This window comes from Pseudomonas sp. WS 5503 (assembly GCF_012985385.1).
Classification (GTDB): domain Bacteria; phylum Pseudomonadota; class Gammaproteobacteria; order Pseudomonadales; family Pseudomonadaceae; genus Aquipseudomonas; species Aquipseudomonas paracarnis.
Window position 1 is genome coordinate 426,391 of record NZ_JAAQWI010000004.1, and the last position, 12,876, is coordinate 439,266.

Here is a 12,876-nt window from a genome sequence, read left to right on the forward strand (position 1 = left end):
GCCCCAAAAAAGCTGGGAGCGCTGCGCACTCCAGCGGGAGCAAGCTCCCTCGCCACGGGCTCAGCGCGCCAGGAACTGGGTGATCAGCGTGGTTATCTGCTGCTGGATCACGGGCCGTGGCCGCGCGCCTTCGCCGTCCTGGCAAATGATGCTGTCACCGGGCACATCAGCGTCAAGCACCGCTGCCGCCCCCGGTTTGCACTGGGACATAAAACTGAAGTGGTTGGCGTCCTGGATCTCCACGTACTGTGTCGACGTTTTTGGCAGCCGCTTGGCCATGTCGGCGGATTCCATCTGCGCCGGCAAATCCGCTGACGGCACACCGGCGGCGATCACCAGAGCCGGCACCGGCAATGCCGCTAGGCTCGCATCGGTAAAGCCGCGCGACAGGCCCAAGTCCAGAGACACCACAGCGGTCACGCGCTTGTCGCTCAAGTCCGCGGCCACTTGAGCCTTCCCGCTCGGCGTACCTTCAGGGTTCATCTCACGGTAAGCCTTGCACGCCACCAACGTCGGATGGGCGTCGCAGTCCCGGGCAAACAACGCCGGGTCAAAACGCGCCCCCGCGCTCTCCATGACCGTCCAGCCCCCCAGGGAATGGCCTATCACCGCGATCCGGCCACTATCCGCCGCGCCAAATGGCGTGGCCTGCGCCAGCAGCGCATCAATGGCCCGGCTCAAATCCTTGGGCCGTTGCCACAACTGCGCGGCGGCTTGCGCGCTGCGATCCTGGCTGGTGGTGCCAGGGTGATTCACTGCCGCCACGATATACCCCTGCCGGGCCAGCGCACTGGCCAACCACGCCTGCTTGCCCCAATTGCCACCGTAGCCGTGGGAGAGCACCACCACCGGATGTTTACCGGGCGTCGGTGCGGCATCAGGCACCGCAAGCACACCGATGAACACCAGGTTGTCAGCGATCAGCTTGGGTTGGGCGGTGCTGGTGGAGGGGTACCACACGGCCATTTCCAGTGGGCGAATGTTGTGAGTGTCAGGGATGGTGGTGGTTTGGAAACCGATGGGGTCGTTGGCGAGTGCAGGCCCAGTCAGGCTGATCAGGAGCAGGGCGGCGAGGGGGGCTTTCATTGTTTTTATCGTCCTTGAAATGAAGGACGCAGCATGACCTGAAACGAGCGGTTCAGGTAGAGGGGAGGCGGTCACCCGCCCCCCCAATAATCAATCAGCTCCTTATAAACGCCAGCAAATCCGCATTAATCGTATCGGCATGGGTAGTAGGCATGCCATGCGGGAAGCCCGGGTAGATTTTCAGCGTGCTGTTTTTCAACAATTTGGCGGACAGCACCCCGGCATTTTCATGGGGGACGATCTGATCATCGTCGCCATGCATGACCAATACGGGAATCTGGATGCTCTTCAGGTCTTCGGTGAAATCGGTCTGGGAAAACGCCACGATCCCGTCATAGTGCGCCTTGGCACAGCCCATCATGCCTTGCCGCCACCAGTTCAGGATGATGCCCTCGGACGGCTTGGCGCCTGGGCGGTTATAGCCGTAGAAAGGTCCGGCGGGAACGTCCTGATAGAACTGTGCGCGGTTGGCTTTCAGCTGCGCCTGCAAGTCGTCGAACACTGACTTGGGCAGGCCACCAGGATTGCTCGGGGTCTGGACCATCAAAGGAGGGACGGCACTAATGATGGCGGCCTTCGAGACGCGCTCTTCACCGTGGCGGGCGATGTAATGAACCACTTCACCGCCGCCGGTGGAGTGACCGACATGCACCGCAGTTTGTATACCCAGGTGCTCGACCACCGCCGCAACGTCGTCGGCATAGTGGTCCATATCGTGCCCGTCCCAGACCTGGCTGGAACGCCCGTGGCCACGCCGGTCGTGGGCAACGACCCGGTAACCTTCGCCCAGGAAAAACAGCATTTGCGCGTCCCAATCATCTGCGCTCAGTGGCCAGCCATGATGGAAGAAAATGACCTGGGCATCGCGTGGGCCCCAGTCCTTGTAGAAAATTTCAACACCGTCTCGCGTGGTGACGTAGCCCATGTTCGCCTCTCCCAAATGAAATGATGGCCTGATCGAATCGCGATCATGGCGCTGGATTGACCCACTGCGGCCCATGCGTGTCTGGCAAGCGCGCCGCCTACCAATTGCCGCCTTGGCCGCCCAATGACTTTAGGTTTAAAGTCAACTTTAAGGTCAATGGTTTTTTGTGGGTGGTACATGAGAATAGGCGAGTTGGCAAAAATCAGCGGGTTGGCGGCCTCACGCATCCGCTTCTACGAGGCGAGCGGTCTGATCCAATCGGTTGAGCGTAAATCCAACGGCTATCGGGACTATACGCCCGGCACCGAGGCGGTGTTGGAGATCATCAAGGGTGCCCAGGCAGCCGGTTTCTCTCTGGAAGAAATCCGGCAGTTAATGCCCCGCAGTGCCGGTGGTTGGCAGCATGACGAGCTGCTCAGCGGGCTCAAGCACAAGGTCGAGGAAATCGAGGTTCTGCAACAACGGCTGGCCCAGAACAAGGCGCAGTTGCTGAACGTCATCAAGGGCATCGAAGGCAAGCCCGAGGGCATGGCCTGTGCCGAGAATGCGCAGATGCTGATAAACCGTCTGCGCGAGGAAGGGGGCGCTCCAGCCTCATCCACAAAAAAAAGCGCCCGCCGGGCCCCGAGGGCCTGACCGGCGCACGAGGTTCAGCGTTCGCCAATCAGGTTGACGAGCGGCTCTGGCGCATAGAGTGCGCTCTGGAACTCGGGTACGTATTCGTACTTCACCATTTTCCCCAGCTTGAGGTCGCGCAGGTAATCGGACAGGCTGCCATCGCCTAGCGTGAGGGTGGCTGAGTCTGCGTCACGGCTGGAGCCATGGCTGAGCTGGCGGGAAACCGCATACCCATAGGCCAGTTGGCCGTGGTGATCGAGATTGGTGAAACTGCTGGTGACCAGGTCCATATCACGGGACAGCTTCTCAAGCTTTTTAGCCTTGAACGACACGTCCAGTTTGCCGGTCTTGCTATCGGTAATGTCATACACCACCGAGTGCCCATCCTCTTTGCGATCAATGCCGGTCAGCCATTTCGGCAGGTTGTAACCGACCACCCCGCGCACCCGCGCCAGCTCGGTATTCACCGGCAGCTTGAGCACATAGCCCCAAAAGTCCTGCGACATCGACTGGCCCACCAGCGTAAAGGGGCCCAGGTTGGCTTTGCCAGGTTTGTTCGTGATGATCGACACGGCGACTTCGTTATAGGCGTCGTTATCGCAATGCTCATAGGTGTACGCAGTAAACGCGATCAGCCCGCGACCCGGCCAGACTTGCAAGGGCTGCACGGCGGCCAGTACCTGCGGTGGCATCAACGCCCGAAGCTTATCGATGTCGGCTGTATAGACTGCTGTTACCCGACTGTTCTGGTAGTAAAAATTGGGCGAGTAGGATTCAAAACCGATGTCGACCTTGTGCTTTTGCAACCCTTTGAACCAGCTTAAATCAACCCCGGGTAATTCTGCTGCAACCACCGACAACGGCGGGTTGGAGCGAAAGCGGTCGTACAAGCCACCCTTGACGACGGGCACCTGCTGGCCGGCGATATCGATGTGGGTTGTGTCGTTGGGGCTGGGCATCTCGGGCGTTCCGGCCAACGCAAGGTTGGCAAAAGGGGTGAGCAGCAATCCGGTTAAAATGGCGCTTGGAATGTTCAATCGGTTTTCTCCAGAGAGGGGCTAGGCGCTATCGTTCGTGGGACAGCTCGGTTATTACGGCGAGTGCGACGGCCTTGGGCGATTGCGGGTTCTGGCCCGTGATCAGGCGGCCATCGGTGATGACAAATGAGGTGAACGGCACCCAGCCCTTGCGGTAACGCGCCCCTTGGCTCAGCAGCCGGTCTTCAAGCAAGAACGGCACTTCACGCTTCATGCCCGATAGCAGTTCTTCGCGATTGGAGAAGCCGGTGATGTTTTTGCCCTTGATGATCGCGTTGCCCTGTTCATCCTTCAGATCCAGCAGGCCCGCCACACCGTGGCACACGGCCGAGACGATGCCGCCCTGGTTGTAAATGGTTTGGGCGACACGTTGCAGGTCGAGGTTGCCAGGGAAGTCCCACATGACACCGTGGCCGCCGGTGAAGTAGATCGCGCGAAATTGCGACGGATCGACATTGGCGATGGGCAGCGTGTTTTGCAGTCGGGCGCGAAAGGCCGGGGACTGCAACTGTTCACGCGCCGCCTTATCCATGTACAGCCAACCGAGGCTGCGCTCGTCCAGAGGCACAGCACCTCCTTTGGGGCTGGCAAATACCGTCGTGTAGCCAGCCGCTTCCACGACCTCGGTGAAATGCGTCAGCTCTGTCAGCCACAGGCCCGTGGTATCGGGCCTTGAGGGGTAGCTGGCGTGGTTGGTCATGATCACCAGGATCTGGCGATTGTTTGCAGCGGCCGTGGAAGGGCCGGGTTCAGCCTGTGCAAATGTCATAAGCGCGCCACCTATCGCTACCAACGCAAAAGAAATAAGGGTTTTGAGCATGATCCAGGGTCCAGTAATCCTGTCGGTTGGTGCATGCTCACCTTAAACCTCGCTTTAAGGTCAACCCCTGCTTTGGCAAAAAAAAACCGAGTCGTCTTGGGGCGCGACGGCTCGGCTTTTTTTGGGCGTGTTGAACGTTTAGCCAGCTGCTACAGCCGCCTCGCGCTCCATCAACTTATCGACCAACAACATTCCCAGCTCACTTAACTGATGAATCGCCAACGCGACGTCGCGCTGTTTACCGGTCAGTTCATCCGACAGGTCGAGCAGCAGGGCGGTTACTGAGGAAAAGGTTTCATAGCTATTGGCGACGAGCATTTCATTGCTGGCATCGTCGGCAACGCTGAACAGCGGTGTCGAGGGTGGAGGAGAGGGTTCGGCGTTGGGGTTGAGGGCGTGATCGATCGCACGACGGGCTGCCTGATCAAGCTTCAGGTTTGGATCGTTTGGAGGGTTTGGGGTGACTTTGTACATATGCGTAATTCCTGAATGGGGCCGACACCGTTTCGCTACTAAACGAAAGGGTGGCAGCTGTACGCAGGTTAGTAGACCGGGGAATTACACAAAGCCGGCGCGCCCGAAGGCGCCCTACGCACAGCCACCATCAGGCACAGACAGGAACGTCTGATAGATGAAGCTCATGCACTAAGTGTAATTGACCCTCGGGCTACTAAACCCGATCACTGAATTGTCAGCGACCGGGCCACCTTAGAGACGCCCATCCAAGCGCACAAGCCGGCGGATTCTGACGCAACTGTAGGCAACGGAGCAAGGCGGTGCAGCTTGCTGTAGGACGGGTCTACATCAACGCTGGCCCACTCACCCACTCCCTGTAGGAGCGAGCTTGCTCGCGAAAAAATCATAGGCGCCGCGTTCACTCTGGATGCACACCTTATCTTTACGTTCTTCGCGAGCAAGCTCGCTCCTACAGTCGCGACGCAACGTTTCGGTCTTGAGGACACAAGCGCTAATAGTATTGCTCAGCTGCCTGCGCAGCGGCGGGACTAGGATTTTTTCTGGCGGTGCACACCGACATTAAAAATTCACTGGGATCTACAAAGAGTAGCCAGTAGGCTACATTTGAATCTGTGACCAATACGATCAGCAGGACGCCCGAGGAATCAAGCGGGCAAAAGAGATTCTCGATGCCCTGAGAGGTCAATGACATGAGTAAGTCGACATTCAAACCAGAGGACATGCCGGTCCTCGAGCTGGATACATCCGGCACCAGTGCCTATGAGGCTTCGCGCTTCCTTGATAGCCCGCAAACCATCAGTGCTTATCTTGCGCAAAGCATGGCGTGCCATGACCCGCAAGTCCTTATGAAGGCGCTGGCCGAGGTTGCCAAGGCCCTGGGTGTCAACAAGGTTGCCGAAGCCGCGGGGGTGAATCGGGAGAGCCTGTATAAAACCCTGAAAGGCGGCTCAAAGACACGTTATGAGACGGTCCAGAAGCTGATGTTGGCATTGGGCGTGGAACTGACGGTGCGACCGATTACCGCGACCACCGCTAAAAAAACGGCTGTCGTCGGCAAAACCTGATGGGCCAAACAGAGGACGGTTTATTTGATTGAAAATAGTGACGTCCCTTTTTGTCCACAGAGGGCCATCCCTTGCGAACGGGATAAAGCGATTTACGAGAGAAGCTGTGTGGATGTGCGCCTGGTCGTGTAGGAAATCGCCCTCCGGTTGCGTAGGTTCTTTTCCATCGCACTGGTTATATATCCAGTATTTTCAGGGCGGCGCCCTCACGAAACGAAAATGAGTGAAAAATGGGCCTGTGGCAAAAAAAAGCCACTCCGTTAGGTTGAGGTCCTCTCCTTCAAGAAAGGAGAGTTCTTAATCAAGTGAATGGAGTCACAACATGAACAAACCACAAACCCAGACACCTCTTCGCCATGGTCGTGTCACATCCCCTTCCAGCCGTGGCGCAGTCGCCGTGGATCTTGGCCTGCTGGAAACCTGGCAGGTCAATGAAATGGAAGGCGGCAAGAACTTCCCGGCACTGACGGCCGGTCCGTTCCCGGCGCCTTACCAAACCGACAGTGACAGCGTCACCCCGCCAGCCGACGGCTTCATCCTCAGCGGTGGCAAGACCGATGCCCGTGACTGCATCAACTTCACCCACGAGGAAATGGCCAAGCAACTCGGCCGCGCCTTCACCTGGCCGTTGCTCAATGTCGAGCCGGGTCAGACCTTCAAGGTCACTTGGGCATACACCGCGCCGCACACCACCCGTGGCTATCGCTGGCTGATCACCAAGGATGGCTGGGATCCGAAACAGCGCATCACCCGCGCACAACTGGAAACCCAGCCGTTCGCTGAAGACTTCTATGCCCAGGTGCCGTACTACAGCCATGCAGGCGAACTGAAGGCCAAGGTCAATCATGAAGTGAAACTGCCGGCCAACAAGAAGGGCCAGCATGTGATTGTGTTGATGTGGATCGTCGCCAACACCGGCAACGCCTTCTATCAAGCCTTCGATGTGGACTTCAAATAAGCCCGCACCGTTAAACCCACACGTTCTGAAGGATTAGAACATGTCAAAGATTGACTTTACCTCACTGCAATCGCCGCTCAACGATGCCGCTTCGCTGATGCCGAGCATTGCCGGCAAAAAGATCCTCATGGGCTTCTGGCACAACTGGCCTGCCGGCCCGAGCGATGGCTACCAGCGTGGCCAGTTCGCCAATATGAGCCTGGTGGATGTGCCAAAGGATTACAACGTGGTGGCCGTGGCCTTCATGAAGGGCAACGGTATCCCAACCTTCACCCCGTACAAGCTGTCCGACGCCGAGTTCCGTCGCCAGGTGGGTGTGCTGAACAGCCAGGGCAGGGCGGTGCTGATTTCCCTTGGTGGCGCCGATGCACACATCGAACTGCATAAAGGCAACGAACAGCCACTGGCCAGCGAGATTATCCGCCTGGTGGAAACCTATGGCTTTGATGGCCTGGATATAGATCTTGAACAGAGCGCGATTGATTTCGCCGACAACAAGACTGTCCTGCCCGCCGCCTTGAAACTGGTCAAGGACCACTACGCAGGTCAAGGCAAACACTTCATCATCAGCATGGCACCGGAGTTTCCGTACCTCACCACCGCCGGCAAATACGTCGGTTACATCCAGGCGCTGGAAGGCTATTACGACTTCATCGCCCCGCAGTATTACAACCAGGGGGGCGACGGCATCTGGGTGCAGGAGGTCAACAATGGCAACGGCGCCTGGATTGCCCAGAACAACGACGCGATGAAGGAGGATTTCCTGTTTTACCTCACCGAAAGTCTGGTGAGCGGAACGCGCGGGTTTACCAAAATCCCTGCCGACAAGTTCGTCATTGGCCTGCCCGCCAACGTCGATGCGGCTGCCACCGGTTATGTAGTCAACCCGACAGCCGTGACCAATACATTCAAGCGTTTGCACGACAAAGGATTGTCGATCAAGGGCCTGATGACCTGGTCGGTGAATTGGGACAACGGGATCAACAAAGACCATGTGCCCTACAACTGGGAGTTCAGCCGCCGTTATGGGCCGATGATCAATGGCACTGATCTCGCTGGCCTGGAGCAGGAAGAGGCGGATCTGGAGATCGCCAATCGGCAGTAGCGCAAAAGGGGCCTCTGGCAGACGTGCCAGAGGTCAAACAGCTAAGCTTCTGATCTGACTAAAATCCGATGCCTGTTTGGGCATCGGATTTTTTGCGTCACGCTCAAATTGCGCTGAGCATTCCTAAAGCCGATTTACCGCACCAGACAAGGCCGCTTGTTATCAAAGCCCCAACCCGGGATCAGAAACTGCATCGCCACACTGTCATCCCGGGCTCCAAGGCCCATGCCTTTGTACAGTGCATGGGCCTGGGCCACGGCGTCCATATCAATGTCCACGCCCAGGCCAGGCTTGGCCGGCACCTTTACGTAACCCCCTTCAATCTTCAACGGCTCCCGCGTCAGGCGCTGGCCGTCCTGCCAGATCCAGTGGGTGTCGATGGCGGTGATCTCGCCCGGTGCGGCCGCCGCCACCTGGGTGAACATTGCCAGGGAAATATCAAAGTGGTTGTTGGAATGCGAGCCCCAGGTCAGGCCCCACTCGTTGCACATTTGCGCGACGCGCACCGAGCCCTGCATGGTCCAGAAGTGCGGGTCGGCGAGGGGAATGTCCACCGATTGCAACTGGATGGCGTGGCCCATTTCGCGCCAGTCGGTGGCGATCATGTTGGTGGCGGTTTTAAGGCCCGTGGCGCGGCGGAATTCGGCCATGACTTCACGGCCTGAATAACCGTTTTCTGCGCCGCAGGGGTCTTCGGCGTAGGCCAGCACATGATGCTGGTCGCGGCACAGGCGGATGGCTTCCTTCAGCGACCATGCGCCGTTGGGATCAAGGGTGATGCGCGCATCGGGAAACCTTTCGGCCAGCGCGGTGACGGCTTCGATTTCCGCGTCGCCACTCAATACGCCGCCCTTGAGCTTGAAATCGTTGAAACCATATTTGGCCTTGGCCGCTTCGGCCAGGCGCACTACCGCGTCGGCGGTCAGGGCTGTTTCATGGCGCAGGCGGAACCACTCATCATCGGCGTCGGCCTCGTTGCGGTAGGCCAGGTCGGTGGCGTTGCGATCCCCCACATAGAACAGGTAGCCGAGCATCTTCACCGCATCGCGTTGCTGGCCTTCGCCAAGCAAGGCGGCCACCGGCACCTCAAGAAATTGGCCAAGCAAATCGAGCAGCGCGGCCTCCATGGCGGTGACGGCGTGGATGGTGATGCGCAGGTCGAAGGTCTGCAGGCCGCGGCCCGCGCTGTCTCGAGACGCAAAGGTACTGCGCATCTGGTTGAGAACGCGCTGGTACTGGCCAATCGGCTGGCCGATCACCAGGCTGCGGGCGTCTTCCAGGGTTTGGCGAATGCGCTCGCCGCCGGGCACTTCGCCCACGCCAGTGTTGCCGCTGCTGTCCTTGAGGATGACGATATTGCGCGTGAAGTAGGGGCCGTGGGCGCCGCTGAGGTTCAGCAACATGCTGTCGTGGCCGGCGACGGGGATGACTTGGAAATGAGTAACGACAGGGGTATTCATGGCGCGTTCCTGGCTGAGTTCAAAGAGGTTTGCTGATGGCGGCGCCGCTGGGCACGGCCGGTACGGCAGAGGGTGAGGTCTTGGCAAAGAACACCAGGATGGCCGCGAGCACCGAGGTGCAGGCCAGGCCATACAGCCCGCCCTGTATCGAGCCGGTGGTTTGTTCGAGAAAGCCGAAGGTAGTCGGCGCCACAAAACCGCCCAGGTTGCCGATAGAGTTGATCAGCGCGATCACGGCGGCGGCGATGCGCGCATCCAGGTAGCCCTGGGGGATCGGCCAGAACAGCGACGACGCAGACTTGAACCCGATGGCCGCAAAACAGATCGCCACGAAAGCGAAGATCGGCCCGCCGGTGGTGGACATGAACATGCCGGCCGCCGCGATCAGCAGGGCCGCCGCGACCCAGGCCTGCTGGAACTTGAACTTGCCCGACAGCGACGCAAAGGCGTACATGGCAATGATCGAGATCAGCCAGGGGATCGAGTTGAAGAAACCGACCTGCACATCACTCAAGTCACCCATCTTCTTGATGATGCTCGGCAGCCAGAAGGTGGCGGCGTAGATCGTCAGTTGAATGCAGAAGTACAGAGCGCAGAACAGCAGGATCTGGCGGTCTTTGAGTAGCTTGCCGAGGGTGGGTTTCACCGTGGTCAGGGCTTCGCGATCACGCTGTTCCTGATCGATAGCGCCCACCAGCGCATCCTGCTCTTCGCGGCTCAGCCACTTGGCGTCATGGGGTTTGGAGTCGAGCCAGAACCACACGAAGAAGCCCAGCGCCACCGAGGCCAGGCCTTCGATGCCGAACATCCATTGCCAGCCATGCAAACCAAAGCCTTCGATCTGCAACAACGCACCCGACAACGGCCCGGAGATCAACGACGCCACCGCCGAGCCACTGAGGAAGATCGCGATGGCCTTGCCACGCTCCACACCGGGCAACCAGCGCGTGAAGTAATAGATCACGCCGGGGAAGAAACCGGCCTCCGCCACGCCCAGCAAGAAACGCAAGATGTAGAAGTGGGTTTCGTTCTGGATAAACGCCATCAGCGTGGCGACGATGCCCCAGGTGAACATGATGCGGGTCAGCCAGATGCGGGCGCCGGCTTTTTGCAGCAGCATATTGGACGGCACTTCGAACAGCGCATAGCCAATGAAGAACAGCCCGGCACCGAAGCCGTAAGCCGCTGCGCCGATCCCCAGGTCATGCTCCATGTGCGTGCGCACGAAGCCGATATTGACCCGGTCGATGTAGTTGAGGATGAACATGACCACGAACAGTGGGAGCACATGGCCCTTCACTTTGCTCACGGCGCGGGCGAGCGCTGAATCACTTTCGGGTACGGCAGATGCTGGGCTTGAATGCTTCACGAATGAAAACTCCCCCTGATTATTTTTATGCGGGTTTGGTGTTTTGTTGACAGACATCATACAAGTTGTTTTTTAAAGGCCGCAATCCTGTCAGGGCTGTTTTTGTTCTTATAAGCCGGTATTGAGATTGGCTATTTTGGTTATTTGCCAGATTTTATTGGGATTTGTCTCGCTGCTGACGGCTCGGGGTGTGCGCTTCTCTCAAAGCGAAGACAGAGTCTGGTGATGTGGCAAGAGTATGTTGTCATACAAGTTTGGTGTTTTTCGCCACCACCCGTCGCCCCGTGCGCTCAGGGTGATAAGCTCCCCCCAGCCCAACCCCGTGGACCCGTCTCGATGCCGATTAAAAGCACACCGCCTGTGCGCAAACGTTCCGCCAACCTGGCCCAAGGTGTGGTCGAGGCACTGACCCAGCGCATCCAGTTGGGGCAACTCAAGCCGGGTGAAAAACTGCCGTCCGAATCCACCATCGTGCTTGAGCATGGGGTGAGCCGTACCGTGGTGCGTGAAGCCTTGTCCAAGCTGCAGGCGTCGGGGCTGGTGGAGACGCGTCACGGCATCGGCACCTTTGTGCTGGAGCAGCACACGCAGCCGGGCCTGCGCCTGCATGTGGACACGGTCGCCAGCGTGCGCAACATGCTCGAATTGCGCCTGGGCCTGGAAGTGCAAGCGGTGGCCCTGGCCGCGCTGCGCAGAAGTGACGCGCAATTGGCCCACATGCGCCAGGCACTGGACGACTACCAAGCCTCCCTGGCCAACAACGACAGCTGTGTGGAGGAGGACAAGCGCTTTCACCAACTGATCGCCGAAGCCACCGGCAATACGTTTTTCACCGACATCATGCAGCACCTGGGCACGGCGATGATTCCGCGCACCCAGGTGAATGCCGTCGAGCGCGGCGGCGCGGACTTTGCCCAACTGGGGCAGTTGGCGAACCTGGAACACGAGGCCATCTACAACGCTATCAAGCGCCAGGACCCGGACGCCGCACGGGCGGCCATGGTGCTGCACTTGACTAACAGCCGGGATCGATTTTCCGGGCACTCTTAAGGAATCACCGTTGAACGAACACACCTTGTCCCAGCGCCTGGAGCGCGTTGCCGCGCACATACCGACGGGTGCCCGCCTGGCCGATATCGGCTCCGACCACGCCTACCTGCCGGTGGCCCTGATACACCGCGGCGCTATTGCGGCGGCCGTGGCGGGGGAAGTGGCCGCGACACCGTTTCAGGCGGCCAACCGTACCGTGGCCAACAACGGCCTGAGGCAGCACATCACCGTGCGCCTGGCCGATGGTTTGGCGGCGATCCAAGCCGGCGATGACATTACCGCCATCAGCCTGTGCGGCATGGGCGGCGAGACGATCCGCGACATTCTCGAAAGCGGCAAGGCGCACCTCAATGGCCGGGAACGCCTGATCCTGCAACCCAACGGCGGCGAGCAGCCCCTGCGCCTATGGTTGATGGACAACGGCTACCGGATCCTGCACGAGGAGCTGCTGCTGGAAAACCGCTTCTACTACGAAATCATCGTTGCCGAACGCGCCGAGGCGGTCACCTATACCGCCGAGCAACTGTACTTCGGCCCGCTGCAAATGCAGGCCCGCAGCCCGGTGTTTGTGGCGAAATGGCAACGGATGTTGCGCCAGAAGCGCAAGACATTGGCCAGCCTCGAACAGGCGCGGCAGGTGGTGCCCGAGCAGAAAGTGCAGGAGATCGTGCAGCAGGTGAAGTGGATCGTTCAATTGCTTGCCTGACCGCCACCGGTCCAGTGTGGGAGATGTGGAGCCTTAGCGAGGCTTCGAGCGGTGTATCAGGCAACATCCATGTCGTGAATGCCGCAGCCTTCGAAGTCTCGCTAAAGCTCGACATCTCCCACATTTGATCGCGCAGGCCGGTGCTGCCTGGCCACATTCGCGGCACTTCACCGCTACGCTGTAGTCTTCTCTTAAATCCCC

12 protein-coding genes and 1 pseudogene are annotated in these 12,876 nt (G+C 59.1%); 6 read left to right on the forward strand and 7 right to left on the reverse strand.

Going from position 1 to position 12,876, the window contains the following annotated elements; translation table 11 throughout:
* Positions 1–60: 60 nt before the first annotated feature.
* Both HBO10_RS13825 and HBO10_RS13830 read right to left on the reverse strand, forming a co-directional pair.
* Positions 61–1,086: an alpha/beta fold hydrolase gene (locus HBO10_RS13825; protein WP_034126179.1), complete on the reverse strand. Its 1,026-nt coding sequence runs from the start codon at positions 1,084–1,086 to the stop codon at positions 61–63.
* A gap of 94 nt (positions 1,087–1,180) precedes the next feature.
* Positions 1,181–2,011: an alpha/beta hydrolase gene (locus HBO10_RS13830; protein WP_032896079.1), complete on the reverse strand. Its 831-nt coding sequence runs from the start codon at positions 2,009–2,011 to the stop codon at positions 1,181–1,183.
* A 177-nt stretch (positions 2,012–2,188) separates the two neighbouring features.
* Between HBO10_RS13830 and HBO10_RS13835 the strand changes: the two genes are divergently transcribed.
* A complete protein-coding gene (locus HBO10_RS13835; RefSeq protein ID WP_034126375.1) occupies positions 2,189–2,647 on the forward strand; it encodes a MerR family transcriptional regulator in 459 nt (152 codons plus the stop codon).
* Between the two features lie 14 nt (positions 2,648–2,661).
* Here the strand turns inward: HBO10_RS13835 and HBO10_RS13840 are convergent, their stop codons facing one another.
* The 3 genes from HBO10_RS13840 to HBO10_RS13850 all read right to left on the reverse strand — a co-directional run bounded on the left by HBO10_RS13840 (position 2,662) and on the right by HBO10_RS13850 (position 4,960).
* Entirely contained in the window at positions 2,662–3,588 is a 927-nt protein-coding gene (locus tag HBO10_RS13840) for an acetoacetate decarboxylase family protein (RefSeq protein WP_034126376.1), read from the reverse strand.
* 106 nt (positions 3,589–3,694) lie between these two features.
* Positions 3,695–4,435 carry a type 1 glutamine amidotransferase domain-containing protein gene (locus HBO10_RS13845; protein WP_034126180.1) on the reverse strand — a complete coding sequence of 247 codons (741 nt, stop codon included), beginning with the start codon at positions 4,433–4,435 and terminating at the stop codon, positions 3,695–3,697.
* 189 nt (positions 4,436–4,624) lie between these two features.
* The gene (locus HBO10_RS13850; protein WP_032902107.1) at positions 4,625–4,960 is read right to left on the reverse strand and encodes a DUF6124 family protein; all 336 of its coding nucleotides are present in this window, start codon (positions 4,958–4,960) and stop codon (positions 4,625–4,627) included.
* Positions 4,961–5,652: 692 nt separating this feature from the next.
* Here HBO10_RS13850 and HBO10_RS13855 point away from each other — a divergent pair.
* The 3 genes and pseudogenes from HBO10_RS13855 to HBO10_RS13865 all read left to right on the forward strand — a co-directional run.
* Complete coding sequence (locus HBO10_RS13855) at positions 5,653–6,027, forward strand: addiction module antidote protein (protein ID WP_034126181.1); 375 nt, start codon at positions 5,653–5,655, stop codon at positions 6,025–6,027.
* 322 nt (positions 6,028–6,349) lie between these two features.
* Positions 6,350–6,985: a lytic polysaccharide monooxygenase auxiliary activity family 9 protein gene (locus tag HBO10_RS13860; protein WP_034126182.1), complete on the forward strand. Its 636-nt coding sequence runs from the start codon at positions 6,350–6,352 to the stop codon at positions 6,983–6,985.
* A 40-nt stretch (positions 6,986–7,025) separates the two neighbouring features.
* Positions 7,026–8,027 (forward strand): annotated as a pseudogene (locus HBO10_RS13865) (chitinase); the annotation flags it as partial.
* A 197-nt stretch (positions 8,028–8,224) separates the two neighbouring features.
* On the opposite strand, the gene gudD reads toward HBO10_RS13865, so the two are convergent.
* Complete coding sequence (gene gudD / locus HBO10_RS13870; RefSeq protein ID WP_034126184.1) at positions 8,225–9,550, reverse strand: glucarate dehydratase; 1,326 nt, start codon at positions 9,548–9,550, stop codon at positions 8,225–8,227.
* 19 nt (positions 9,551–9,569) lie between these two features.
* Positions 9,570–10,919 carry an MFS transporter gene (locus HBO10_RS13875; RefSeq protein WP_034126377.1) on the reverse strand — a complete coding sequence of 450 codons (1,350 nt, stop codon included), beginning with the start codon at positions 10,917–10,919 and terminating at the stop codon, positions 9,570–9,572.
* 336 nt (positions 10,920–11,255) lie between these two features.
* Between HBO10_RS13875 and HBO10_RS13880 the strand changes: the two genes are divergently transcribed.
* Together HBO10_RS13880 and HBO10_RS13885 are read left to right on the forward strand one after the other, a co-directional pair.
* The gene (locus HBO10_RS13880) at positions 11,256–11,969 is read left to right on the forward strand and encodes a FadR/GntR family transcriptional regulator (protein WP_034126185.1); all 714 of its coding nucleotides are present in this window, start codon (positions 11,256–11,258) and stop codon (positions 11,967–11,969) included.
* 10 nt (positions 11,970–11,979) lie between these two features.
* Positions 11,980–12,675 carry a tRNA (adenine(22)-N(1))-methyltransferase TrmK gene (locus HBO10_RS13885; protein ID WP_034126186.1) on the forward strand — a complete coding sequence of 232 codons (696 nt, stop codon included), beginning with the start codon at positions 11,980–11,982 and terminating at the stop codon, positions 12,673–12,675.
* The last annotated feature ends 201 nt before the right edge of the window (positions 12,676–12,876 follow it).